The following is a 25437-nucleotide window of genomic DNA, read 5'->3' as shown; positions in this document are numbered from 1 at the left end:
CCGGACCCACCGCCGGGGCCGTTCCCCGGCCAGCCCCGGCCCTGCCATCCCGACCCAGCGCCGGGCGGCCGGCGGGGCCGTCCGGCGCCGCACCGACGCCGACCTCCGCGACGGCAGGTACACGCCTTCAGGCACTCGGTGGCGTGGTGACTGTGCTCTGCACCGTCGATCAGGCTCGCGTCGTCAGCGTCGATCCCGCCCCGGGCTACAGCATCAAGGATTACCGCTCGGGGCCTGCCAAGGAGGTCCAGGTGATGCTGCTGTCCGCGGGCAACCGGAGCGAGATCAAGGCGCGGTGCGACGACGGTACGCCGGTCCCGAGGGTAAAGGAGACCCGTCAGTGAACGCGCTGTCGGTCCCGCCGGCTGCCCGGACCGCTGCGGTCCTGGTCAACGACCGGCCAGGGACGGTTCACGATCGAGCCGAAGCATGCGGTGGTGCAGGCGCACCGCCTCCTCCTGGTCGGTGATCTGGCGCAGTGCGAGCCAGGCGGCTCCGACCGCCGGGTCCCCGGCGGTCGCAACCGGGCCGCCGAGGCTGGCCAGCACCGCCGTTCGCACCGACGTGGTCTTGGTCAGCAAGCTGCCGGCGAGCACGACGGGGCCGTCCGGCGGGCCCAACTCGCCGAGAGTGGCGACCAGTCGAGCGGCGGCCTCGGCGGTCAGACGCTCGGCGAGGGCGTCGCCGGCCGTGGCGCACGCGCACACCAGGGGTGCCAGCGCGGCGAACGCCGCCGGCTGCTGACGGCCGGCCCAGCGCACGAGTTCGTCGCAGCTGGTCACGCCGGCCTGCGCCGCGATGATGGCCGCCAGCCCTGGATCCACGGTGGGTCCGGACCAGGCCCGGGCGATCGAGCGCACCGCCTGCAGGCCCAGCCACATCCCCGAACCCTCGTCGCCCAGCAGCCAGCCGAGGCCGTCGGCGGTGCGGCTGACGCGCCAATCGTCGATGCGGGCGGCGACCGCGCCGGTGCCGGCGATGAGCACCGCTCCCGAGGGTGCCGGTGTGCCTGCCGCGAAGGCCGTCACCGCGTCTCCGACCACGGTGACCGGGCAGGTCAGGCCACGTAGCGCCCACTGATTCGTAAAGGCCGTCGCGATTTCGGGGTCCGCCATGATGCCCGCGCCGGCGATGCCTGCGACGCCGCTGACCACGGCCGCCGGGTCGTGCTTTCCCAGGGCGTCGCGCACTGCCACGCCGATGGAGTGAGCGGCGGCCGGCCCCGACGCCGTCGGGTTGCCCGGGCCTGCGGAGCCGCGGCCCACCACGGTGCCGTCCCGGGTCGCCACGACCGCCCGGGACGCCGTGCCGCCGGCGTCAACACCCAGTACCAGCACCATGCGGCAGATCGAAGCATAGAAATTTCCTGTTGACTAGACATTGATGTGGTCGTAATTTTCATCTTCATAGCTACTCGATGAAAAGGACGATCACTAGTGACGGGTGAGAGTGGCGGGCTGCTGGTGCGGCTCCGCATGGAGGGGCCGAACATGCCGGAGGCCCTGGCGAAGATCGCCGAGGCCATCCTCGGCGATCCGGAGACGGCGGCGCATGCCAGCATCGTCGACCTGGCCGAACGATCCGGGACCTCCACCGCGACGGTCACCCGCTTCAGCCGGGCACTCGGCTTCAAGGGGTACGCCAACCTACGCGTGGCCGTCGCGACCGAGACCGGGCGGGCCGAGCAGGCACGCTGGGAGACCGACATCTCCGGGGACATCGCGCCGGAGGATCCGATCGGCAGCGTCCTCGACGTGATCACCGCCGCGGACACCCGGGCCATCCAAGCGACCGCGTCCGGCCTGGACACCTCCGCGGTCGAACGGGTGGCGGCCGCGATCGCCGCCGCCGGTCGGGTGGAGATCTTCGGGCTGGGCAGCAGCGGCACCGCGGGCAGTGAAATGGCGTTCCGGCTCGAACGCATCCGCATCCCGGTGCGGTACCGCGCCGACACGCACACCGCCCTCACCAACGCCGCGCTGCTCGGGCCGGGCGACGTCGCGATCAGCCTGTCGCACTCCGGCCGGACCCGTGAGGCGATCGAAATGCTCGCCGAGGCCGCCGATCATGGTGCCCTGACCGTGGCGGTCACCTCGTTCGCCCGCTCACCGCTGGCCGAGGTCGCCGACGTCGTCTTCACCACCTCGGTGCACGAGACCACGTTCCGGCTCGCGGCCCTCTCCGCGCTGCACTCGCAGCTTCTGATCCTCGACCTCATCTACGTCGCCGTCGCACAGCGCACCTACGAACGGACCGCCGAGGCGCTCGAACTCACCGTGCGGGCCGTCGACGCACACCGGATGCCGGACACCAATGCGAACCGCAAGCGAGCACGGAGGGAAAAGCCGCTGTGACGATCACAAGCGCGGATTACGTCGAGGTCATCACCAAGGCCATCGAACGCGTCAGCACCACCCAGGGCGACCGGGTGGCGCGGGCCGCTGATCTGCTGACCGCGACGCTACAGGCCGGTGGGGTGATCCAGGCGTTCGGCTGCGGACACTCCGAGGCGCTCGCCATGGAGATCGCCGGTCGGGCCGGTGGCCTCGTACCGACCAACAAGATCGCCTTACGCGACATCGTCCTGTACGGCGGCGAGCCGACGAGCGTGCTCAGCGACCCGCAGCTCGAGCGCACGCCCGGCATCGCGCACCGCCTCTACGCACTCGCCCCGATCAAGCCCGACGACGCGTTCGTCATCGCCTCCAACTCCGGCGTCAACGGCGCCGTGGTGGAGATGGCACACCTGGTGAAACAGCGCGGACACGCGCTGATCGCGATCACCTCGATGGAGCACTCCGCCCGGGTCGAATCGCGGCACGACAGCGGGCTCAAGCTCGCCGACCTCGCCGACGTCGTGCTCGACAACGGCGCCCCGTACGGCGACGCGTCCCTCGACTACGGCGACGGCGCGGTCGGGGCCGTCTCCTCGATCACCGCGGCACTGCTGGCCCAGCAGATCGTCACCGAGGTGGTGGCTCGGCTGCTGGCGCTCGACATCACCCCGCCGGTCTACCTGTCCGACAACGTGCCGGGCGGGCGGGAGCACAACAAACACATCGAAGCGCGGTACGCCGGGCGCATCCGGCGCACCGCATAGGGAAAAGGCCCAGCTGATGAACCCTTCACCCCTGTCCGGACCGTATCCCACGAGACGAACTGTGCTGCGCGCGGCAGCGACCGCCGGTGTCGCGCTACCCCTGCTGAGCGCCTGCGTGACCGGTGGTGACGACGACCAGGATCCGGCCGCCGGCAACACCGGCGCCAAGAGCGCCGACAACCCGTTGGGCGTCAAGGCGGACGCACCGCTCGAGGTCGTGATCTTCAAGGGCGGGTACGGCGACGAGTACGCCAGGCAGGCCGAGACGCTCTACGCCCAGAGGTACGCGGGCGCGAAGATCGACCATCAGGGCATCCAGAAGATCGGGGAGGCACTGCAGCCCCGGTTCGTCGCGAACACTCCGCCGGACGTCGTGGACAACACCGGTGCCAGCCGCCTCGACATCGCCACGCTGGTCTCGGCCAGGCAGGTCAGCGATCTGAGCCAGCTGCTCGACGCCCCCGCCTACGACGACCCGGGCAGGACGGTGCGTGACACGCTGCTGCCCGGCGTGGTCGACGACGGCACCTTCGACACGGTGCCGCTGACGCTCAACTTCACCTACACCGTCTGGGGTCTCTGGTATTCGAGGCCGCTCTTCGCCGGGAAGGGCTGGACCTACCCGAAGAGCTGGGACGAGATGCTCGCGCTCTGCGCGACCATCAAGGCCGCCGGTATCGCGCCCTGGACGTACCAGGGCAAGTACCCGGAGTACATCAACGATCCGCTGCTCGGCATGGCCGCCAAGACCGGCGGACCCACGCTGGTCAAAGCCGTGGACAACCTTGAGCCGAACGCGTGGAAGGCGCCGGGCCTGCTCGGCGCGGCCGAGGCGTTCGCGGAACTGGCCGGCAAGGGCTACATCATGTCCGGCTCCGAGGCGCTGTCCCACACCGAGGCGCAGGCCGCCTGGTCGCAGGGCAAGGCCGCGTTCATCCCGTGCGGCTCGTGGCTGGAGAGCGAGCAGAAGGGCGTGACCGCACCGAACTTCGACATGGTGATGGGCCCGGTGCCGTCGCGGACCTCGGCGGACACACTGAAGCACACCGCGCTGCAGGCGGCCAGCAGCGAATCGTTCCTGGTACCGGCGAAGGCCAAGAACCCCGCCGGCGGCATGGAGTACCTACGGATCCTGTTCTCCAAGCAGTCGGCGAAGGCATTCGCCCAGACCGCTGGCACGCTGCCCGCCGTGGCCGGAGCGACCGACGGTCTCACGCTGAGCAGCGGCCTCGGCTCGGTCCGCGACGCGGTCCAGGCGGCCGGGACGGAGACCTTCACCTACCGGTTCCGTACCTGGTACGCCCCGCTGGCCAAGGCCGTCGACGACGCCACCGGTGAACTGGTGAACAGGCGCATCACCGCCGCGCAGTGGTCGGAACGGATCCAGAAGGCGGCCGACGCGCTGGCCAAGGACTCCACGGTGAAGAAGTACACCCGCTGATGAGACACGGTCGGTGGCGGTTCCTGGCCGGCGCGCTGGTGCCCGCGCTGGTGCTGCACGCGGTCTTCGTGCTGTCGCCGTACGCGCAGGCCTTCTACCTGTCGCTGACCGACTGGACCGGCGTTGCCGGCGAGGCGCACTTCGTCGGGGCGGGCAATTATGTCCGCCTCGGCAATGACTCCCTGTTCCTGCACGCGGTCCGTAACAACGCGGTGATGCTGGTCGTGGTGCCACTGGTGACCATCGGTATCGGGCTTTTCCTGGCGAGCATGATGCACCTCGGCGGCCGTGGGGGAAGACGGGGGATCGCCGGCTCGGGTGCGTACCAGATCGTCTATTTCTTTCCGCAGTTGTTGTCCCTCGTGGTCATCGCGGTGCTCTGGGGGTTCGTCTACAACCCGAACACCGGGTTGCTGAACGGGGCGCTGCGGTCGCTCGGCCTGGACGGGTTGACCCGCAGTTGGCTCGCGTCGCCGTCCCTGGCGCTGATCGCGGTGATGGCGGTACTGGTCTGGTCGTCGGTGGGCTTCTACGTGGTGCTGTTCAGCGCGGCGATCGACAGCATTCCGCGCGAGCTGTTCGAGGCGGCGCTGCTCGACGGAGCGGGCGGCTGGGCGACCTTCCGCACGGTGACGTTCCCGCTGGTTCGAGAAAACGTGCACGTCGCGTTCGTGTATCTCGGCATAGCGGCACTGGACGCCTTCGCCGTCGTTCAGGTGATGACGGTCGGCCCCGGTGGGCCGGACGGCGCGACCGAGGTGATCGGGCTGTCGCTCTACCGCAACGCCTTCCAGTACGGGAAGTTCGGCTACGCCTCGGCCATGGGTGTCGCCCTGTTCTTTGCCACCCTGACCCTGGCCGTGCTCGCGCTGCGGTCAGGCCGCAAGGAACGGCTGGAGCTGGCATGACCGACTGCACCGCGGCGCAGCAAGGGCCAGGAGGGCATGCCGAGGGAGGATCCGCATGACCGTGACACGTGAACGAACGGCTGTTTCGGCCCGGCCCGCCCCTGCACGTCGCGCCCCACGCTCCGCAGCCGCCTTTCCGATGCACGTCGCCATGCTGGCCTGGGCGGTCGTCACCGCGCTCCCGCTGCTCTGGGCGGTGGTCAGTTCCTTCAAGACCGACAACGAGATCCTCAACGAGCCGTGGTCCCTGCCGGCCTCGCCGCAGTTCGACAACTGGTCGCGTGCGTGGACCGAGGCCAGCATCGGCCGCTACTTCCTCAACAGCGTCATCGTGGTGGGCGGCGCGCTGCTGCTGACCATGCTGTTGGGCTCGCTGGTCGCCTACGCCCTGGCGCGCTACGAGTTCCGCGGCAACCGGCTCATCTACTACACCTTCGTCGCGGCGATGTTCTTCCCGGTGTTCCTGGCGTTGGTGCCGCTCTTCTTCGTCGTCCAGCAGTTGGGACTGCTGGGCACGTACCCCGGTCTGATCCTGGTCTATGCGGCGTACGCCGTACCCTTCACGGTTTTCTTCCTGCACGCGTTCTTCCGCACGCTGCCCGGTGAGGTGGCGGAGGCGGCGTTCATCGACGGTTGTTCGCACAACGGGGTCTTCTTCCGCGTGATGCTGCCGATGGCCCGGCCGGGCCTGGTGGCCGTCGGCATCTTCAATTTCCTCGGGCTCTGGAACCAGTACCTGCTGCCACTGGTTCTCAATCCCGACCCGGACCGGTACGTCCTGGCGCAGGGTCTGGCCGCCCTGTCGGTCAGCCAGGGGTACCGCAGCGACTGGAGCGGTCTGTTCGCCGGCTTGACCATCGCCATGCTGCCGGTGCTCATCGCCTACGTCGCGTTCCAACGGCACATCCGCGCCGGTATGACCGCCGGCGCGGTCAAGTAGGTCCCTTTTCATCCTCACGTAACGGAGGACCCGGCTCATGTCCATCGACAGACGTAAATCGATAGGGTTCGCGGGAGTAGCAGCCCTACTCGGCACGCTGGCTGTCTTCAGCAGCGCACCAAGTGCCGCCGCCGCCGAATGCGGCTACCTGTTCGACGACTTCTCCTACACCTCGTCGAGCGACAGCTCCCTGACCGCGCACGGCTGGACCCCGCGCAGCTACTCGGGCGGCCCCGGCGTACCCGGGGCGACCTGGTCCCCGAACAGCATCACCTTCCCGACCGTCAGCGGCCAGAAGGTCATGCAGCTCACCGCCTCGACCGACGGCACCGGCGCCGGCACCAACCAGGCGGAGCTCTACAGCACCCAGAAGCGCTACCTCGAGGGCACGTACGCCAGCCGGGTGCGCTTCACCGACACCCCGACCAGCGGGAACGACGGCGACCACATCAACGAGACGTTCTTCACGATCAGCCCCTTGAACGGCGACCTCGACCCAACCTACAGCGAACTGGACATCTCCGAGTACCTACCCAACGGCGGGTGGGGCGAGACCGGCCCGATCAACTACCAGACCACCTGGTACACGTACCGCAACGAACCCTGGTACGCGGACAACGTGCACTCGGAGCAGCGCAGCAGCCTCAACGGCTGGCACGACCTGGTGGCGACGGTGGCGAACGGCCATGTCATCTACTACATCGACGGCGTGCAGGTGGGCGACCACTCCGGCAAGTTCTACCCCCGGCAGACGATGACGATCAACTGGAACCTCTGGTTCATCGACACGGCGGCCCACACGGGAGGGTTGAGCACCTACATCCAACAGGTCGACTGGGTGTTGTTCGCGAAGAACCAGGCGCTGACCCCGGCGCAGGTGACGTCGAAGACGGCGGCGTACCGGTCGGCGGGCAGCACGTTCGCGGACACGGTCGCCACGACGGGTGGCTGCTCGACCCCGACGAACCCACCGACCACGCCGCCGACAAACCCGCCCACCACGCCGCCGCCGGCCGCCAACTGTTCGACCGCGCCGGAGTGGGCCTTCGGCACGGCCTACACCGCTGGCCAGACGGTGAAGCACGAGAAGAGCAGGTACGGCGACCCGAACGGTCCCGCGTCGGGTGACGGCAAGCACCTGTGGCGGGCGCGGTACTGGACGCAGGGGTCCGAGCCGGGCTGGACCCAGCAGTGGGAGGACCTCGGCCGCTGCTGAGCGGCATCTGACCACGTCATCAGAGGACAGGGAACGGGCGCCGCTCGCGACTCACCGGCGAGCGGCCGCCCGGCCGACGGGCAGCGACACCGGCGAGCGGCCGCCCGGCCGACGGGCAGCGACACCGGCGTGCGGCGCCATCGCGAACGCCGGCCTCGATGCGCTCCGCTGTTCGGTCCCGGAGGCGGTGGCGGACACCCGACAACGGAGCGCACGGTAGCCGACTGTGACCATGACATCACCACGTGCACACTCCTTCCCGACATGTTCCCGTCGACTGGAGGAACACATGCGTCTCCGATCGTTCGTCACCGCGGCGCTGGCCGCCGTCCTGGCGGCCAGCGCACTCGCGCCACCGGCACCGGCCGCGGCGGTCACCGCCGACCGCTGGGGGTTCGCCTATGTCAAGGACCCCACCGTGGCGGTCTGGACCGTGCTGGACACCAGCCGGCAGTGGGGTAGCTGGAAGACCGCGTTCCCGGCCGCCTGGGCCGACGGCATCAGGCTCGCGCCCGGCCGGTTCCAGGTCCGTTTCCCACAGGTGGGCTCCAGCTCGCGGGGCGTGCCGCACGTGACCCCGGTGAACCGCACCGGGCACTACTGCGAGGTGGTTCGCTGGTTCCAGTCCGGCGCCGACGAGATCGTCGACGTGCAGTGCCACAAGCCCGGCGGTACGCGCGAGGACACCCCGTTCACCGTGCTCTGGACGACCAGCTCGGGCGTGCTGCCCGCCGGCACCTCCCACGCGTACACGCAGTGGGGCGGCGGCGCGGTGGTGCAGTCGTACAACTCGACGGGCGTGGCGAACGCGGTCGGGCCGCTGGGCGTCGGGCAGTACCTGGTGCGGCTGCCCGGGGTAGGGCTGGCCGGGCTGCTCGCCGGCAACGTGCAGGTGACAGCGGTGCAGCCGAACGCCGGTCCCCGCCGGTGCAAGGTCTACTCCTGGAGCGCGGTCGGCACCGACGTGCAGGTGTACGTCTTCTGCTACGACCAGGCCGGCGCGTTCATCAACACCGACTTCGCCCTCTCGTACCACCGCCGGCGGCCGGTGATCGGATCCCTCGGCCCGCCGTCCTACTTCGGTTACCTGGGCACCGCCGTCGGCGGGCCGACCAACGACAACTCGATGCTCGGTGTCGGTGCGAACTCGGTGGCACCGCTGGCGCCCGCCGGCCGCTATCTCGCGACCTTCCCGCAGATCGGCATCAGGGAGACGCACGCCCAGGTGGTGGCGCAGGGCGCCGGCAGCAACTACTGCCACCTCACCCAGCCCTGGACGTACACCGTCAACGCCGACGCCAACGTCGACGTGATCTGCTTCGACAACGCCGGCGTGGTCACCCCGCACCGCTTCCTGGCCACCTTCACCTCCCGGCTCTGACGCCGCGCGGCGCGGCGGTGGTCGTCCTCGGTCACCGCCGGTGGTGCGGTCACGTGCGGGGTCGGCTGGTGATGCCGTCCAGGACGGTGGTCAGGTTGTGGTCGAACGTTTCCTCGGCGTTGAGGTGGGCGCCGTCGATGACGAGCCGGGCGACGGTGGGGTACCTGCCGGTTTTCAACATGCGTGTGAGGTAGGGGCCGAGGCTGGCCTGGAAGGCGGCCTCATCGGTGCCGGTGGAGCGGGTGGTGCGTCGCTCGGTGACCTCTCTGCGGACCGCTCCGATGATGAAGGCGTTGAGGGCGCCCAAGGCCCGCTGGAGATCGTCGATGCCGCGCACGCCGGGGGCCTGGCTCAGCGCCGCCGCGGTCGCTTCGCCCACGGCGAGCGCGTGGGGTCCCAGATGTGGCCTTCCGCCGAGCAGGTCGGAGAACCACTCATGGTCAAGGGCCGCATCGCGGGTCGCGTGGGCGACGGCCAGCACCCGGGCACGCCACTCGGAACGCTGGCCGGCCTCGGCGATCCGGGCATAGACGACGTCGACCATCAGATCGAGCAGTTCGGATCTGTTGAGCACGTAGTCGTAGAGCCGCATCGGACCGACACCGAGTTCTTTGGCGATCCTGCGAACCGACAGGCCGTCGAGGCCGTGCGCGTCGGCGAGCCGGATCGCCGTAGCGGCGATCTTCTCGCGGCTCAACGGCACCGGCGCCGCCCGCGGCTGGGGCTCGGGCCGTTCCCAAACAGGCAACGTCTCGCTACCGTACGGTGTATACACAGATACAGTGTACGGTAACGGAGTGAGAATGCGAATTGCGATCGCTGGTGGCGGCCTTGGCGGACTGACGCTGGCACGAATCCTGCATCGGCACGGTATCGACGCGGTGGTGTACGAGCGCGAGGCAGACCGATCCGCGCGGCCACAGGGCGGCGCGCTCGACCTGCACCCGGAGTCCGGGCAACACGCCCTGGCCGAGGCGGGACTCGCCGATCGGTTCCAGTCGGAGGCGCGGCCCGAGGGCGAGGAACATCGCATCCTCGACCCCACCGGACGGACCCTGGTACACCACGAGCCGCAACCACTGTCATTCTCCGGACGTCCCGAGATCGACCGGGGCGCACTGCGCGATCTGCTGCTCGATTCCCTCCCCGGCGACACGGTTGTCTGGGGGCACCGGCTTGTCGCGGCAACCCCGCGACCCGACGGGGGCTGGGAACTGACGTTCCACGGCGGCCACCGGACCGGCTGCGACATCCTCGTCGGCGCGGACGGCGCGCGCTCAGCCGTCCGGCCGCTGTTGACCGACGCTCCACTGTCCTACGTGGCCACCCTCGTGGAGCTGAACATCGGAGACGTCGACCGGCGCCATCCCGATCTCGCCGAGCTGGTCGGCCCCGGGAACCTGTGGTGCGTCGGCGTGAACCAGATCCTGGCAGCGCAACGCCTCGGCGACGGGAGCCTACGTGTCGGGATCTCGCTGCGCGCGGACGGCCGCCCCATCGACACATACCGCAGTAGGCGCGCCCTGCTGGACATGTTCGATGGTTGGGACCCCCGCCTCACCGCACTCATCGAGGCGGGCGACAGCGCGCCGACGCCGCGCCTGATCGAAGCGATGCCCACCGGTACCCGCTGGCCCAGCCGACCGGGCATCACCCTCATTGGCGACGCCGCGCACCTCATGCCGCCGGTCGGCGAGGGCGCCAACCAGGCCATGCTCGACGCCGCCGAACTCGCCAGCCAACTCGCCGCCGACCCCGCCGACCCGGACTCGGCAATCCGGGCGTACGAGGAGGCCATGTTCACCAGGATCCACCCGATCGCTGAAATGTCCGTACGGGTCCAGGCGATGATGTTGTCCCCCACCGCGGCGGAAGACATCGTCCGCTTCTTCACGGCCCGGCCCGCCGAACCGACGTTCGCGCAGTGACACCACGCGGTGCAGCCGAACGGCGCCACGCCTATCCTGCATTCACGCCCACAGCCGTTCGGGTCGCCGCCTCGGATCAGGCTGCCCGCGCCCGGCTGTCGTGAGCGCTGGTCGGCATACGGCCGCCGCCATCAGCTATGGGGCGGGCATGGACGCCGATGCCGCCGAAAACCAGGTGCGGCACCTGGTGGCGTCGTCGATCCGAGGCGTTTCAGCTGACCGGTTCCGTGGGTACGCTCCCGCCGTCTGATCATCACGATCGACGCAAACTCATCTTCAATCCCGGCCGGTTGATCACAGCACTACAGCAGGATCCGCGCAGTTGACGCTCAGACGCCATCAATCCCCTGATCGAGGAGAACCTCATGTCGGTCCAGGCACTTCTCTACATCATCGCCGTCATCCTGATCGTGCTCGCCGCCCTGCCACTGCGTACTCGGGGTGTCTCACTCGCGCTTCTGGGTGCCGCCTGTGCCGTGCTCGCCTACGCCTGGCCGGTGATCACCAACTGACGTCTCGTCGCGTGCCCGCGGTGCGACTCGACGATCTGCCGAACGGTCGCCAACCTCGCGCGCTTCGGGTCGAACGCCTTTTCGGCGCACCGGAAGATGTCGGGGTTGCTGGCTGACGCCGGTCAGAGCCGCGTGGTGGCGGACGCTCGCGGCGCCCCGGTGGCCGCGGCGCTGGCGACGAGGAGTACCACCGCCGGCAGGAACGCGCCGCCGATGCCCAGCCCGAGCAGCAGCCCCCATACGGTGATGACCAGCGCGGCCATCAGGTCGGCGACCCGGGCCAGCCGACCGACCCGCTGGGCGAGAACCGGCAGCGCCGCGGCGGCCACGGGCACCCCGAGCAGGTAGCTGGCCGCAATCCCGGAGTCGTCCACGGTCAAGGGAGTCAGCACGGCGACCACCAGCACGGTGATCGCCAGGGCCGACCATCGGAGGACCCCCCGAGCGTCAGCCGGCCGTCTCACCAGGACCACGACCCCGACGAGCAGGACACCCACGATCGCACCGACGGTCGCCAGACCAATCATGATGTCCTCCTCGAACGCGGATGGCGTCTCATCGAAGACGACGGATCGTCGTGTCCACGTCTCACGATACGACTGGTCGGGCTCGCCGCACGACCCTCATCCGCTCGCGATCCGTACCGCGAGGGCCCTGAACTGTCCCGGTCGGCGCCTCGGTCTTCATCCGAAGGCCGCCGGGGTGACTCCCTCCGCGCGTGACGCGGTGGTGCCGCCTGTCCCCCGGGTGGCCCACCGCCAGCTCTGGTGTCCGGCCGGCCGGTCGGGCGCGCAGCGGTTGGTCAGAGCGTTCGCGTGGCCAGTTCCCCGGATCACGATCCCTTCGGAGGGTTGGCCGGCTGCTGTCCCGGCCAGAACGGCCACTCCTCGAACGACCGACAACGGCCGTCGTCGGCGAAGCGCATGATCCACAGGTCGCGGTACTCCTGGTCGACCGGGTCGCCGTAGCGGACCTCCTGGCGGGACACGGCGGTGTCGCCCTCGACCGCGACGATCTCGCTGGTCATCCGGAACACCTCGTCGGGGCCCTTGCGCTGCTCTTCCCACATCCGGGAAATGGCCGGCAGACCCACGACCGGCGTCCAGTACGGGCCCTGCTGATAGCTCGCATCCTCGGTGAAGAGCGTGACCAGCGCGTCCGTGCCCGGCGTTCGCCAAACCTGCTCGTAGGCGGCGAGCCAGTCGACGACGTGCTTCCTGTTCATACGCATCACCTTGCCATTCGCTGGGCGGCAGGCGGCGGGAACCGGCCAGCCGCGGGCAGACGGCCGGGCCGTCAGCGCCGGAGATTGCCTTACGGCGGAGACATCCAGCCGGCGTCTCCGCCAACTCCCAGAACAGGCGGCATTCAGATCAGACAACGACCGCACTGTCAATAAGCGAAAAACAAATGAGTGATGCCACAGGCAACCCGGAGTGCAAGGCATAGAGATACCCATCTCTGCGCCAGGAGTTCCTGGTCGATGAGGAGAAACCGACTCTATACTTGCCGCCGGAATACGCCGCGGCTCATCCGGGCCGAGGGGAACACCAATACAAGGATCTGCGAATGCGCCGGAGTACTGCTCTCAACAACGGCACTGCTGGCGTCAGCGAAGTAACACCCAAGGACGAACCGTCGGCCTCCACCGCAGAGGGCCTCGCGCGCCGATCCGCCGTCGCCGAGGAACAGGAGTTTCTCGACTTGGCCACGGCCCGCCGCGACAGTCTGGCCGACCACCTGCAGGCCGAGCTTTCGTCAGAGGCCCTGGACCCGTTGGAACAGGCCCGGCAGCGCATGCTCCGCCAGCAGCACGAAGAGCTACGGCGAGCACGGGAAGGGCTGGTCTTCGGTCGCCTCGACGGCCTTGATGGCACCGTGCGACACGTGGGCCGTGTCGGTCTCCGCGACGACGGCGAGGACGCTGAGCCACTGCTGGTGGACTGGCGCGCTCCCGCAGCTCGGCCGTTCTACACCGCGACGGCTGTCAACCCGCAAGGTCAGGCACGGCGCCGTCACATACGCACGACGGGATCGACCGTCGTCGGCGTGGACGACGAGCCACTGGACGGGACCATGACGGCGGAACTCGTCGGTGAAGGCGCCCTACTGGCCGCCCTCGACCAGAGGCGTACCGGCCGCATGTCGACGGCGATCTCCACGCTGCAACGCGAACAGGACGACATCATCCGAGCCGGGGCGACCGGCCCGCTGATCGTTCAGGGCGGTCCCGGCACCGGCAAGACCGTGGTAGCTCTGCACCGCGTCGCCTACCTGCTGTTCGCCCACCGAAGGATGGCCGACCAGGCGGTCCTGGTCCTCGGCCCCTCGCCGCGGTTCCTCCGGTACATCGCCCAGGTGCTGCCCGCGCTCGGTGAGACCGCCGTCGTCTCGGCGACCTGTGACACTCTGCTGAGCGAGATCCGGGTGGGCCGCGACGAGAGCCGACTTGTCGCCGAAATCAAGGGCAGGGCCCTCTGGCAAACCGCGCTCGAAGACTACGTCACATCCCTGCTCCCCCGGCCTCGTGAGCTGACGCTGCGCTGGGAGGGCGAGTCCTACGTCATCACAGCCGCAACTGTGGCGCAGGCAGTTGCCTCGGCTGTGCAGGGACGCCCGTACCATCGCGCCCGCGCGGCGTTCGCCGAGCAGCTGCACCACCTCCTCGCCGAAGCCGTCGTCGAGCAGCGCGAGGCGCTGATGAACGAGATGGAGGAGGGCTTCGAGGACATCCTCGCCCGCGTCGACAGAAGCATGCGGCATGATCACCACTCCGGCACGACGTCCACCGGTAGTGACATCGACGGATTGCTCTCCGACGAAGAGGTCGAAGATCTTCGTTGTCGTATCGCCGAGAACGCCAGCATCGCCCGGTTCATCGAGGCTTGGTGGCCCACCCTCGACGCCGAAACCCTGCTGCGTGATCTGCTGGCCGACCGCACCCTGCTGGCCCGGTTCGCCCCGCGGCTGTCCCCGCAGGAGATCACCTCTGTCTCGGCCGAGCCCGCCTCGTGGGCATCGAGCGACATCCCCCTGCTCGACGCCCTCGCCGACCTGCTGGGTGAGGTCGAAGCCCCACAACCGCAGGGCGAGTTCGTCGCGGACCGCGCTCGCCGGCAGCGCGGCTGGGTGTACGGCCACGTCGTCATCGACGAGGCGCAGGAGCTGTCCGAGATGCAGTGGCAGATGGTCCTCCGGCGCTGTCCCAGTCGCTCCATCACGGCGGTCGGCGACATCGACCAGGCGGAGGCGGCGCACCGGCACACCAGTTGGGCACAAGCGGTGCAGGCTGCCTTCGGAGACCGCTGGACCGCTGCGGAACTGACCATCTGCTACCGGACCCCGCGTGAGGTCATGGACCTCACCGAACCGGTCTTGAAGAAGGCTGGCAGCCACAACGCTCCGCCACGGGCGGTACGCTCCTCCGGCATCGCCCCGTGGGAGCTCACGGTCACGTCCGCCGACCTCGCCGGCGCCGCCGCCCAAGCTGTGCGACAGCTGCGGCAACGGTGGCACGGCGGCACGGTTGGCGTCGTCGCCCCCGCCGCCCGTATCGCCGAACTCCTCGCCGTGCTGAGCGATGTGTCGGTGCTTACCGCGTCCCAGTCCAAGGGATTGGAATGGGACGCGACGCTGCTCATCGATCCCCAGGGCATCGCCGCTGAACCGCGCGGCTGGAACGGCCTCTACGTCGCGCTCACCCGATGCACCCAGGAACTCGGGCAGCTGGTTCTCACGCGGCAACCACCTGATCCCCATGGACGCACGGTCGACCCCAGGGCAACGCTCCAGGCTGGTGACAGTGACCGACGTAGCAACTCCGATAACGCACCTGCGCACTAGGGCGCATCGCGAAGCCCGGGCTGGGGGCCGTAGTGAAAGGCTGACGAGGGTTCGGATCAGCCTGGCGCGAGGAGGCAGAACTCATTGCCTTCCGGGTCTGCGAAGACCTTCCATGGGACGTCGAGGTCGATGTCGGTGGCACCGAGAGTCCGCAGTCTGGCCGCCTCGGCTTCCAGGTCGTCACCCGGGTACGGGCGGACGTCGAGGTGGACGCGGTTCCACACGGTCTTCACGTCGGGTGTGCGGAGGAACTGCAGATATGGGCCGACGCCCTTGGCGGAGCGCAGCACCGCGTTGTGGTCGGTCACCTTGTGCAGGGTCCAGTCCATCGCCTCGCCCCAGAAGCGGGCCATGGCTCGCGGATCCACGCAGTCGACCACCACCGTGGCGATCGGTCCGGTGTCCTGAACCGTGTCGTGCCAGTTCAGCACGCAGAACTCGTTGCCCTCCGGATCGGCCATGACCGTCCATGGGACGTCGCCCTGGCCTACGTCGGCGAATGTCGCGCCGAGATCCTTCAGGCGCGTGACCATCTCTGCCTGATGGGCCGCCGAGGTGGTGGCGAGGTCGACGTGCACGCGGTTCTTCACCGTTTTGGGTTCTGGGGAGGCGATGAGGTCGAGGCAGACGGCAACGGGGTCGGGATAGGCGAAGCCCACGGGTTCGAGGTTGGTCACGCCGGGTCCTTCGCTGGAGACTTCCCAGCCGAGCGCCTCGGCCCAGAAACCGCCCAGCGCGGAGTCGTCCCGAGCCTTCATGTTGATTTGAACGAGCCGCGTTGCCATGCCGGCAATGCTAGAGCCTGTGTCGAATCGCGGTGGCGCCCGAGCTGGAATGGCGTGTCGCTGCAGCTTGTCAGCTGCGCTGGGCGACGACCCGGGTGAAGCCGAGGTGACGGCCGGTGTCGGCGCGTAACATCTGCACTTCCCGGGGAACGAGGTTGCGGGCGGTGTCGTTGTCGGTCGTCTCCAGGACGGCTTCGCTCCAGACCAGCCAGTCGCGCCACCCGTCCTCCAGGAAGTCGGCACGCACGTCGTCGACCACGCCGCTGCGGCTCCACAACTGCTGCCACCAGGCCGGCGAGTGGAAGGTCCAGAAATCCGGCTCCCAGTACGGCTCGAGGTGCTCCGGCAGCCCGTCGTCGAGTTCCGTGGTCAGCCCCGGCACGACGATGCCGATGCGGCCGCCGGGAGCCAGGAAACGGCTCAGGTAGGGCAGGTATCGCGCGTCGGTGCCGAAGTAGTGGTAGGCGTCGACGCTGACGATGGCGTCGAAGTAACCCTCGGCGAACGGCAGGTCATGCGCCTCGGCCAGCAGCGGCGTGACGCGCTTGGCCTGGCCCGCCGCGTCGATCCTGCGCCAGTTCTCGGTGGGCTTGATCCACAGATCGGCGGCGACGACCTGGACGTCGAACTCCTTCGCCAGGAAGATCGAGGTGATGGCCTTGCCACAGCCAAGGTCGAGCACGCGGGCGCCGGGCGCGAGGTCGAGCTCGCCGCACAGCCATTCGAGCAGCCAGAGGGCGCTCGGACCCATCCAGTTCTCGATCATCCAACGGGGGTCGTAGCCGGCACTCCTCGGGAACCGTGGCAGGTTCAGCCGTTGCCTCAGATCGTCGATCACAGGGGCAGACTGGCACCCTCGGACCCAGACGTCGATCGATTTTACTGGCTGACTCCAGCGCCGAGAAGCGGCTCCCGCGACGTCGGCCCACCCTGATCGACGAACGCCACCTCGACATCAACCTGACCCCTCATGGCGCGGCGTCAGACGCGCAGGAGCACGACCGGCTGCGATACGGGCGATTCGCTCGACGAGGTCGGGTAGGCGAGCTGCCCCGTCGGCCGGTCGAGGCACCTGGGGGCACGCGACAGGGTGGCTGAACGTGAATCTCACCTAACTTGACAATTCTCCCCTTAAGTTCGATGCGCAGGACGGAGCCGAACCGGGGAGAGACGTGGACAGCTATCCGGCGATCGAGGATCACGGACTCATCGGCGACCTGCAGACCGCCGCGCTGGTGACGTGTGACGGGACGGTCGACTGGTTCTGCGCGCCGCGCTTCGACTCGCCGAGTATCTTCGCCGCGCTGCTGGACAAGGAGAAGGGTGGCTACTTCCGTATCGCGCCGCACGACGTGCGGTACGTCACCAAGCAGCTCTACCTTCCCGGCACGCCCATCCTGATCACCCGGTTCATCAGCGTCGACGGCGTGGCCGAGGTGATGGACTTCATGCCGGTCACCGGCGAGCGGGCCACCGACGCGCACCGCCTGGTCCGCATCGTCACCATGGTCCGAGGCAACATGCGCTTCCGGGTGGAGTGCCGGCCGCGGTTCGACTATGCCCGCGAAGAGCATCAGCTGGAGCGCCACCGCAACGGCTACGTCTTTCGCAGCCGGTCGGCGACACTGACATTCAACCCGGTCGACCCCGTGCGGCGACTGCTCGCCGAACACGGCGACGTCCGCCTTGAGGGCGGCGACCTCGTCGCGTACGGCACCCTGAACGAGGGCGACACTGGCGGTGTGGTCCTGGAGACGGCCGGCACCGAGCCGCGGATCTTCCCGCCGGAGGAGATCCAGGGCATGTTCGAGTGGACCAGGGACTACTGGCGGCGCTGGCTTGAACGCTCCCGCTACACCGGCCGGTGGCGGGAGATGGTCGAACGCTCCGCCATCACGCTGAAGCTCATGACGTACGCGCCGACCGGCGCGATGATCGCCGCGCCCACTGCCGCGCTGCCGGAGCTGGTGGGCGGAGCCCGCAACTGGGACTACCGCTACACCTGGGTACGGGACACGTCGTTCTCGGTGCACGCGCTGCTCGGCCTCGGCTTCACCGAGGAGGTCAGCCGGTACATGGATTGGCTCGACGAGCGGATCCGCGAGGCCGGCGACCTCCAGGACCCACTGAAGATCATGTACCGGGTGGACGGCTCCTCCGACCTGCACGAGGAGGTTCTCGATCACCTGGAGGGCTACCGCGGCTCGCGGCCGGTGCGGATCGGCAACGGCGCCGCCGACCAGGTCCAGCTCGACATCCACGGCGAGGCGCTCTACGCCATGCATCTCGCCGACGAGCAGGGCATCCGCGTCTCGCACCAGGTGTGGAAGAGCACCGTCCGGCTTGTCGACTGGCTCTGCCACAACTGGGATCAGCGCGACGCCGGCATCTGGGAGAGCCGGCACCACCCCCGCAACTACACGTTCGGACGGGTGATGTCCTGGGTGGCGCTAGACCGGGCCATCCGCCTGGCCACCCGCACCGGCCGCCCCGGGGACCTGGCCTGCTGGTCCGAACAGCGCAACCGGATCTACAACCAGGTCATGGAACGCGGGTACGACCGCGGTCGCGGCACCTTCGTGCAGGCGTACGACGAGAACGTGTTGGACGCGGCGCTGCTCGCCATGCCGGCGGTCGGTTTCGTCACACCGAGCGACCCGCTGTGGCAGTCCACCTTGAACGCGATCGAGCGCGAACTGGTCTCCGACAGTCTGGTCCACCGGTACGACCCGGTCCACTCCCCCGATGGTCTCCCTGGCCACGAGGGCACCTTCAACATGTGCACCTTCTGGTACGTCGAAGCGCTGGCCCGGTCCGGCCGCCTCGACGACGCCCGACTCACGTTCGAAAAGATGTTCACCTTCAGCAACCACCTCGGTCTCTACGCCGAGGAGATCGCCGCGACCGGCGAGCAGATCGGCAACTACCCCCAGGCGTTCAGTCACCTTTCGTTGATCAACTCAGCGCTGACACTCAACGACCTGCTCGACGCCGAGGCCGACGCCCGGCGCCGCCGGTAGCGCGGGCACGCTCCGGCCGGCCGCCGTCGCGGCCCGGATGCAGGATGAGCATCACGCTGACGCCGTCGATTCGGACCACGGCGACCGACCCCGGCGGCGCTCCCGCGTCGGCTGCGCTCGCGTTACCGGCATCCGGTGGCGACGCCGGTCGCGGTGAGCGTCGCCGTCGAGCAGCCCGACGCCCCCGAGGTCGGACCGCTAACCACCCGTGCGGCCGTGCAGAGCCGACGCTGGGAAGGGGCTTGACGCGCTGACGTCCGTCACGCATGGTCAACGGCATCGACAGTCTCGAATGCATTGACACGGGGAGGACTGATGAAGGCCTTCGTCACCGCCGCCTCGGCTGCGGCCCTGCTGCTCCTGGCCACGGGCGGCGCGTCCTACGGCCGGCCGGCGGCCGACGCGCCCTGCACCGGACAGACCCACGCGAACCCAGGGTTCGAGCGCGGCACCGCCGGCTGGACTGCCGGCCCTCGCATCGTCGTGTTCGGCGACGCGACCCGGCCCGCACACACCGGCCGCGCGTACGCCACCTTCGCCGGGCTCGACGTCACGCGTACCGACCTGCTGCGCACCACCGTCACGGTGCCCGCCGGGTGCGATCTGACGGTCAGCTTCTGGGTCCGGACCACCACCACGGAAACCAGCCGCGGCGACTACCTGAACGTCGGGCTGGCGGTCACCGGGATACCCCCGAAGACGCGGTTCTCGCTGGCCTTCGACGGCGGGCCGCAGTGGCGGCAATACACCATGTCGACCGGGACGGACACGACCGAGCGCACCGCGACGGTCAGCTTCGTCGCCAGCGAGACGGCCGGCAACGGCGCCACGGCCTTCGACGTCGACGACGTGTCCTTCACGTTGAGCTGACCACCGCGGGGACCGTCCTCGCGCAACGCGAACCCACCGTGCGCAACGCGACCTCGGCGATCGTCAGCCATTCCGGCAGCAGGTGCGCTCTGACTACTTCATCCTCCACCGGGGAGTCGAGCGGTCGCGGAATCTTGACGTGTTCAAAGGTCGTCAAAGAATCGCGTGAACCAGGTCGCATTGGCCGTCGGGCCGAAGACCCATCCATTGGGCCCGACGTACGGCGTGGCGAGGATGTGCGTGGGCACGATGAGGTAACCGAGTCCGGCGAGTGCCTGCTCGATCCGTTGCCGGTCGTCGGGGTGCACGTATGGTTTGTGGCCGCTCGGACCAGAAGGCCCGTAGGTGGCGAGGCCACCGAACTTGCTGACGCTCACGCTCAAGGACAGCGGGATCCGTGTGCGCTTCGTGTGACTGCGGCTGGCCTCGGCTGGAATCCAGATGCTGCCGAAACAGGCGGAGTCCTGGGCCAGCCCCGGGTCGCACGGGCAACCGTAGGTCTCGCTCAATCGCTCTGCGAGCCGGTCAAACCGGCCCTGGACCGCAGCGTGGTCGAAGTCCCGTGGCACCTCCAGGCCATCACCTTCGCCGCGCGCTACCCGTTCGTTCAACGCCGCCGGCATCGGCTCCGGCATGGACCCTCCCACCATGGCCCGCAGGATCGGCTCCCGCCCGATGCCGCCCGCCACTGGCGCAACCGGCTCGTCCAGCGCCCGGAGTATCGACCACCAGTCCGCGTCAACCAATGTCACGCGTGCACCGTAACGGGCGGGCTACGGACAACCAACGGGTTTGGACCGAAGTGGCTGGGCGCCTGATATCAGGACCAGCAGTTCCCGATGCCTCTGTACGAAGGCCCGACGACCATTCCTTTGCCCACACTGAGAAGGGCATTGTCGTCGGCGCTGTGCAACCTGATCGTGTTCGGTTCCACAGCACGCTCGACATGGAGGATCCTGACGTGGTGATTCGGAGCGACCGGGTGCTTCACCTGCGCTATCGGGTGCGCCGTTGACCGAGCGCTGGGCACGCCCCGAAGGGGCCGGCGGAAATTACCCGTCGGCCCCTTCGGCCGAGGTCACCGTCCGTAGAGCTCGAATTCGTAGAGCGAGAACCCGTACGAGGTAGCGCGGCTGACTCCGTACACCCGAACGTAACGGGCGCCGACCGGGGCGAAGGTGGCGTTGTCGACGCCGCCGTTGCCGGCGGTGGTGGCGAACACCGGCGTCCAGGAGCTGCCGTCGCCGGAAACCTCGATCCGGTACGAGGTGGCGTACGCGGACTCCCACCGCAGCACCGCCCGGCTGACGGTGCGGGCCGCGCCGAGGTCGACCCGGAGCCACTGGTTGTCGTCGTAGCTGCTGGCCCACCGGCTGCCGAGGCTGCCGTCGACCGCCTTGCCCGGGGTGTGGCTGGTCAGGAACTGGGTGCTCGACGCGGTGGCCGGGCGGCCCTGGGCCAGGTTGGTGACGTCGTCGCCCCGGCGCGCCGGGAACGAGACGACCTGCTGGTAGGTGGGGCGGTTCTGCCAGGCGATCAGCGGGTGGGTGATGCCGCCCAGGCCGGACTGGACGATCGAGTCGGCGCACCACTGGTCGCCGGCCCCGCAGGACTTGTCGCCCGGGTAGACCGTGCCGGCCGGCACCGTGGCGGCCTGGCCGAGCGCGTCGAGCAACGCCTGCCGGCAGGCGCCGAGGTTGCCGTTGCCGCAGTACGCGCGGCCCAGCCCGCCGGCCACCGGGTCGCCGAGCACGGTGCGCAGGTCCTTGTCGACGTAGCCCCACCAGCCGTACTGGAACGACGAGCCCTTGTGCGCCTGCCCCTGCAACGCCCAGCTCGCGGTGCCGTCGCGCCCGCCGTTCTGGCCGCCTGACGGCGCCTCGTTCACCTCGATGGCGTCGACCAGCGCGGCGTAGAGGTCGGGCCCGAGGCCGGGTCGGAACTCGGCTGCGGCCAGCAGCGGCCACCAGGCGTCGAAGATCCGGATGGCCTCGGCGTGCTGGTAGACCTTCGAGCCGGGCGACGTCTCCACCCGCCGGGCGCCGGCCTGCTGCCAGGCCCGCAGCTTGCCGATCGCGTCGGCCAGCACCGGGTCGGTGACCGGCGTGCTGTCCAGCACCCGCAGCAGGTCGCCGAGAACCTGCTGACCGCGCAGGTCGGTCACCGCCGCATCCGCCATGATCTTGACGACGTCGGCGCGGCCGAGCTTGCGCTGGGCGATCGCGGCGCGCACCGGGCCGTCGAGCAGTTGACCCCGGTGTACGGAGCCGAAGCTGAAGTTGCCGTCCGCGGCCCCGAAGTCCCGCGCCTGCTTGTTGTTCCAGCTGACGTAGTAGTCCTGGTTGACCGACTGCGGGTGGGCCGACGCCGGGGTGTAGGTGGCGTCGTTGGTGTCCGGGTTCCAGCCCGCCCACTCGTACGCCGGCTCGGCCCTCGTCGGCAGGTTCGGATCGGCGGTGACGGGCCGGACCGGGTTCGAGCCGGAGTTGAAGTACGCCGCCTCGGTCGAGTTGACGTAGAACCAGTTGAACGCGTACCCGACGCTGGCCGCGGACGCCTGGAACGCCGCCGCGCTACCCATCGCGGACGGGTCGTTGTATGCCTGGAAGCCGATCGCCGAGTCGGCCTCGTGCCGGTAGGTGGAGCGCAGCTTGGTGAAAGCGGTCGGCTGCCCGTTCACCAGTCCCCGGTACGCGACCAGCCCGTACTTCGTGCGCAGCGCGCGCAGTGTGTACGAGCCCGCCGGCGTGGAGTCGGCCAGCGTCGGCGACCAGGAGTTGCGCTGCTCCAGCGCCTCCATGGCGAGGCACTGCCCGTGGTAGAGGTAGCGGTTGGTGCGCAGCGTCGGCGCGCTGCCGTCGGTGGTGCACAGCGGCACCGCGTACGTGTCGGTCAGGTCCTGGGAGGCGGAGGTGGCGCTCCACGCGTAGTCCTGGCCCCGACCGAGCAGCACGTAGAGGTTCAGCCCGGCGAAAGCGGCGCCGCGCGCGCTGATCCCGGGCCCTTGCAGCTCCTGGAGCATGAGCAGTTGCGGGGCGAAGTAGCCGGTCTGCGGGCCGAACACGGCGACCGGGTTGCCGGTGGTGGTGTGCCGCCCGGAGACCACCACGGCGTTGGACATTCCCTGCGCGCGCAGGTTGGCCAGGCCGCCGAGCAGCCCCTGGGTGGCGGTACTGCCGCCGGCGCGGGCGGCGGCCCCGCCGCTGGCGTCGTACGCGAGGGGCTCGGCGGTCACCGTGCCGGCATCCGGGAGCACCGCGCTGGTCGCGCCCGGCGGTGTCGCGCCGTACGGGAAGCTCTGTCCGTCGTGCAGCGTGAGCACGGTCTCCGGGTCGTTCTGTGAGCGGAACGCCTGCCAGACCCGGTCGCCTTCGGTGGCCCCGTACTTGGCCCGGGCGGCTACCCGGACCAGCGCGGACTGGATCTCGCTGCCACCGCCCCCGCCGAAGAGCCCGCCAACCACACCGGCGGTGGCGATCAGATCGGTCATGGTGAAGTGCGTCGGCTTGCCAGCGCCGGCCAGCACGTACTCGCCGGGGTAGTTGTCGTCGGCGATCGACTTGTCGATGTAGGCGTTGATACCGGCGATGTAGTCGACCACGTCGGTGTAGAGCTGCTGGCCCCGGGCGCCCTTGAGGCGCAGCGCGTCCACCTGCGCCTGGAGGTCCGCTTCCGAGTAGGGCGAGTTGGCCCAGATGCTCTGCTCCAGCTCACGGTTGCCCGGCGCGCCGCCGGCGAACGAGGTGAGCGTGCCGCGGCCGGCGTGCCGCAGCAGGTCCATCACCCAGAGCCGGTCCTGGGCCCCGGCGTAGCCGCGCCGAACATGGTGCCGGCGCGGGTGGTGCCGGTGACGTGCGGGACACCGGTGGCCCTGTCGCGCACGATGGTGACGTCCGCCCGCGGTGACACGGTGCTCTCGACCTGCGCGGCGGGGACGCCGAACGAGGCGTCGTTGTAGAAGTGGGCGATCTGCTCGTCGGTCAGCCCGGCGTAGTTGTAGACCAGGTTCGCGTACTCGTCGAGTTGGTCACTGGAGTGTGCCGGGCGGGTGCCGAGCGTTTGGTGGGCCAGGATGGCGACCAGCGTGGCGTTGCCGTTCTGCCCCGGGGGCAGGATGTCGGCGCACTGACCGAGGCAGTAGTCGTCGGGTGTGAAGGTGGTGGCGGCGACCGCCGGTGACGGCGGGGTGACCGTGAGGACGCTCGCGGTCAGGGCGGTGGCGGTGAGCGCCGCGAGCCGGGCGCGAAGTCTGGGCATGGCGATCCTCCGGGGGACGCGGAGTCGGGCCGTTCGGTACGCCCGGCTGCCAATGCCGACCTCTCGCCCTCCGCGCCCGGGCGTTCCGCCTGGAGGTGAGAATGACTCATATCAATCTGGGGAAATGATCGGCGTAGGACCGCCGCCCGGGATAGCCGTCGTTCACCACGCGCCAATGCCGACGTTTCGGAGGACAGCCGGCAGTCTGTCGACAACTGCCGCTCACCGTCGCCGTCGCCGGTCGGCCAGTTCCAGCAGTGCGCCACCGTTGTTCGGCACCTGCAGATAGGGCACATACTCCGGCCCAGGACGCCAACGCCCTGGGCCGGAGCAGTGCCGGTCTTGCCGATCAGGTGATGTTGATGTCGCTGCACCACATGTAGGTCTGGTCCAGGTGCGACGCCCTCCAGATCACGAACAGGACGTGGCTTCCGGTGCGTCCAGAGACCGAGACGTTGAACGAGATGTTCTGCGCTGGCGCGTAGCGCCCGGTCGTCGTGATCAAGTCGAGGTTGCCCCACCCGACCTTCTGGGTGGCCGGGTTGAATCCCGGCTTGGTGACGTAGACCCGGAAGTAGTCAGCACCGTGGCTGGCCTGGTCGTACAGCTGGACCGTGAAGCTGCGGCCGACGGTGGTCGCCTTCCACGCTCCGGGCTGGTTCACCGCGTCGTTCCTGGAGAGGGCGTTGCTGCACAGCTGTCCGTCGGGAGTACGGGCTTCGTACTGGCCGCCGAGGCCGTCGCGCAGCTGGCTCATCCAGTTCCACATGGTGTCGGGGTTGGCCTGGAACGCCCGCCAGCACATGGGGTCTTGTTGCTGCATGGCCGGGTTCGTGTGTTGGTTGCCCCAGGTCTTCCAGCACTGGTAGGCGCGACTCGCCGGGTTGATGATCGTGCCGTGTGCCTGGGCCGCGCCGGTCCAGGGCAGCGTACCGGCCACCATGGCGAACAGCAGGACGAGCACTCGGAGGGACTGACGGACGGTTGACCGTGGTCGTCCGCCGGATTGATCGGACTTGTGTGAACGCACTGTTCATCCTCCGCTCTTCGGTACTGGAGATCACAATGGGAACGCTCCCAAACCAACTGTTACATCTATGTACGTAAATATCAATGCTGATCTATCTAAAGCTGGATGTGGATCGAGCTGACCGGGATCGCTGTCGAGGACGGCTCCCAGGACCGTCCACGTCCGACCGCTCGAACCGCCGGCCACCAAGGGATCAACGACGGGTC

At 69.1% G+C, this 25437-nt stretch carries 21 protein-coding genes and 2 pseudogenes; 13 read left to right on the top strand and 10 right to left on the bottom strand.

The window, feature by feature from the left end; all coding sequences use genetic code 11:
* A partial coding sequence (locus JNW91_RS32080) for a hypothetical protein (protein WP_407664285.1) occupies window positions 1-344 on the top strand: 344 nt, incomplete at its 5' end.
* 45 nt (window positions 345-389) lie between these two features.
* Here JNW91_RS32080 and JNW91_RS09210 read toward each other — a convergent pair.
* The gene (locus tag JNW91_RS09210; protein ID WP_203174470.1) at window positions 390-1340 is read right to left on the bottom strand and encodes an N-acetylglucosamine kinase; all 951 of its coding nucleotides are present in this window, start codon (window positions 1338-1340) and stop codon (window positions 390-392) included.
* A gap of 96 nt (window positions 1341-1436) precedes the next feature.
* Here JNW91_RS09210 and JNW91_RS09205 point away from each other — a divergent pair, with 96 nt between their 5' ends.
* The 7 genes from JNW91_RS09205 (at window position 1437) to JNW91_RS09175 (ending at window position 8986) form a co-directional block, all read left to right on the top strand.
* Window positions 1437-2354 (top strand): MurR/RpiR family transcriptional regulator, encoded by a 918-nt coding sequence (locus JNW91_RS09205; RefSeq protein WP_203174469.1) that lies wholly within the window; start codon window positions 1437-1439, stop codon window positions 2352-2354.
* Window positions 2351-3100, top strand: a complete 750-nt coding sequence (locus JNW91_RS09200) for a sugar isomerase domain-containing protein (protein WP_203174468.1) — start codon at window positions 2351-2353, stop codon at window positions 3098-3100. Before JNW91_RS09205 ends, JNW91_RS09200 begins: the two co-directional genes overlap by 4 nt.
* Before the next feature lie 61 nt (window positions 3101-3161).
* Window positions 3162-4541 (top strand): N-acetylglucosamine/diacetylchitobiose ABC transporter substrate-binding protein, encoded by a 1380-nt coding sequence (ngcE, locus tag JNW91_RS09195; RefSeq protein WP_309244294.1) that lies wholly within the window; start codon window positions 3162-3164, stop codon window positions 4539-4541.
* Window positions 4541-5449 carry a carbohydrate ABC transporter permease gene (locus tag JNW91_RS09190; RefSeq protein ID WP_203174466.1) on the top strand — a complete coding sequence of 303 codons (909 nt, stop codon included), beginning with the start codon at window positions 4541-4543 and terminating at the stop codon, window positions 5447-5449. Before ngcE ends, JNW91_RS09190 begins: the two co-directional genes overlap by 1 nt.
* Before the next feature lie 55 nt (window positions 5450-5504).
* Entirely contained in the window at window positions 5505-6389 is an 885-nt protein-coding gene (locus JNW91_RS09185) for a carbohydrate ABC transporter permease (protein WP_203174465.1), read from the top strand.
* Between the two features lie 37 nt (window positions 6390-6426).
* Window positions 6427-7605, top strand: a complete 1179-nt coding sequence (locus tag JNW91_RS09180) for a glycosyl hydrolase (RefSeq protein ID WP_203174464.1) — start codon at window positions 6427-6429, stop codon at window positions 7603-7605.
* A gap of 289 nt (window positions 7606-7894) precedes the next feature.
* Window positions 7895-8986, top strand: coding sequence for a hypothetical protein (locus JNW91_RS09175; protein WP_203174463.1), 1092 nt, complete (start codon window positions 7895-7897; stop codon window positions 8984-8986).
* Between the two features lie 49 nt (window positions 8987-9035).
* Here the strand turns inward: JNW91_RS09175 and JNW91_RS09170 are convergent, their stop codons facing one another.
* Together JNW91_RS09170 and JNW91_RS32075 are read right to left on the bottom strand one after the other, a co-directional pair.
* Window positions 9036-9578, bottom strand: a complete 543-nt coding sequence (locus tag JNW91_RS09170; RefSeq protein WP_238424656.1) for a TetR/AcrR family transcriptional regulator C-terminal domain-containing protein — start codon at window positions 9576-9578, stop codon at window positions 9036-9038.
* A 21-nt stretch (window positions 9579-9599) separates the two neighbouring features.
* Window positions 9600-9689 (bottom strand): annotated as a pseudogene (locus tag JNW91_RS32075) (TetR/AcrR family transcriptional regulator); the annotation flags it as partial.
* A gap of 100 nt (window positions 9690-9789) precedes the next feature.
* Here JNW91_RS32075 and JNW91_RS09165 point away from each other — a divergent pair.
* Window positions 9790-10914, top strand: coding sequence for an FAD-dependent oxidoreductase (locus JNW91_RS09165; RefSeq protein ID WP_203174461.1), 1125 nt, complete (start codon window positions 9790-9792; stop codon window positions 10912-10914).
* Between the two features lie 365 nt (window positions 10915-11279).
* Window positions 11280-11426, top strand: coding sequence for a hypothetical protein (locus JNW91_RS09160; RefSeq protein ID WP_203174460.1), 147 nt, complete (start codon window positions 11280-11282; stop codon window positions 11424-11426).
* A gap of 122 nt (window positions 11427-11548) precedes the next feature.
* Here JNW91_RS09160 and JNW91_RS09155 read toward each other — a convergent pair whose 3' ends face one another.
* Window positions 11549-11953, bottom strand: coding sequence for a hypothetical protein (locus JNW91_RS09155; RefSeq protein WP_203174459.1), 405 nt, complete (start codon window positions 11951-11953; stop codon window positions 11549-11551).
* Window positions 11954-12258: 305 nt separating this feature from the next.
* The gene (locus tag JNW91_RS09150) at window positions 12259-12651 is read right to left on the bottom strand and encodes a YybH family protein (protein WP_203174458.1); all 393 of its coding nucleotides are present in this window, start codon (window positions 12649-12651) and stop codon (window positions 12259-12261) included.
* 281 nt (window positions 12652-12932) lie between these two features.
* Between JNW91_RS09150 and JNW91_RS09145 the strand changes: the two genes are divergently transcribed.
* Window positions 12933-15269 carry a HelD family protein gene (locus tag JNW91_RS09145; protein WP_238424649.1) on the top strand — a complete coding sequence of 779 codons (2337 nt, stop codon included), beginning with the start codon at window positions 12933-12935 and terminating at the stop codon, window positions 15267-15269.
* A gap of 56 nt (window positions 15270-15325) precedes the next feature.
* Here JNW91_RS09145 and JNW91_RS09140 read toward each other — a convergent pair whose 3' ends face one another.
* Both JNW91_RS09140 and JNW91_RS09135 read right to left on the bottom strand, forming a co-directional pair.
* Window positions 15326-16054, bottom strand: a complete 729-nt coding sequence (locus tag JNW91_RS09140; RefSeq protein WP_203174457.1) for a VOC family protein — start codon at window positions 16052-16054, stop codon at window positions 15326-15328.
* Between the two features lie 70 nt (window positions 16055-16124).
* Entirely contained in the window at window positions 16125-16892 is a 768-nt protein-coding gene (locus tag JNW91_RS09135) for an SAM-dependent methyltransferase (RefSeq protein WP_203174456.1), read from the bottom strand.
* 334 nt (window positions 16893-17226) lie between these two features.
* On the opposite strand from JNW91_RS09135, the gene JNW91_RS09130 reads away from it, so the two are divergent.
* Both JNW91_RS09130 and JNW91_RS09125 read left to right on the top strand, forming a co-directional pair.
* Window positions 17227-19074 (top strand): glycoside hydrolase family 15 protein, encoded by a 1848-nt coding sequence (locus JNW91_RS09130; protein ID WP_203174455.1) that lies wholly within the window; start codon window positions 17227-17229, stop codon window positions 19072-19074.
* Window positions 19075-19389: 315 nt separating this feature from the next.
* On the top strand, window positions 19390-19944 hold the full coding sequence (locus tag JNW91_RS09125; protein ID WP_203174454.1) for a hypothetical protein: 555 nt from the start codon (window positions 19390-19392) through the stop codon (window positions 19942-19944).
* A gap of 143 nt (window positions 19945-20087) precedes the next feature.
* Here the strand turns inward: JNW91_RS09125 and JNW91_RS09120 are convergent, their stop codons facing one another.
* The 3 genes and pseudogenes from JNW91_RS09120 to JNW91_RS09110 all read right to left on the bottom strand — a co-directional run bounded on the left by JNW91_RS09120 (window position 20088) and on the right by JNW91_RS09110 (window position 25165).
* Entirely contained in the window at window positions 20088-20696 is a 609-nt protein-coding gene (locus JNW91_RS09120) for a hypothetical protein (protein WP_203174453.1), read from the bottom strand.
* Window positions 20697-21022: 326 nt separating this feature from the next.
* Window positions 21023-24201, bottom strand: a pseudogene (locus JNW91_RS09115) (penicillin acylase family protein).
* A 349-nt stretch (window positions 24202-24550) separates the two neighbouring features.
* Window positions 24551-25165, bottom strand: coding sequence for a lytic polysaccharide monooxygenase auxiliary activity family 9 protein (locus JNW91_RS09110; RefSeq protein ID WP_309244293.1), 615 nt, complete (start codon window positions 25163-25165; stop codon window positions 24551-24553).
* Window positions 25166-25437 lie beyond the last annotated feature (272 nt).

The organism is Micromonospora parastrephiae (assembly GCF_016802865.1).
Taxonomy (GTDB): domain Bacteria; phylum Actinomycetota; class Actinomycetes; order Mycobacteriales; family Micromonosporaceae; genus Micromonospora; species Micromonospora parastrephiae.
This window is presented reverse-complemented; position numbering and strand designations above follow the sequence as displayed.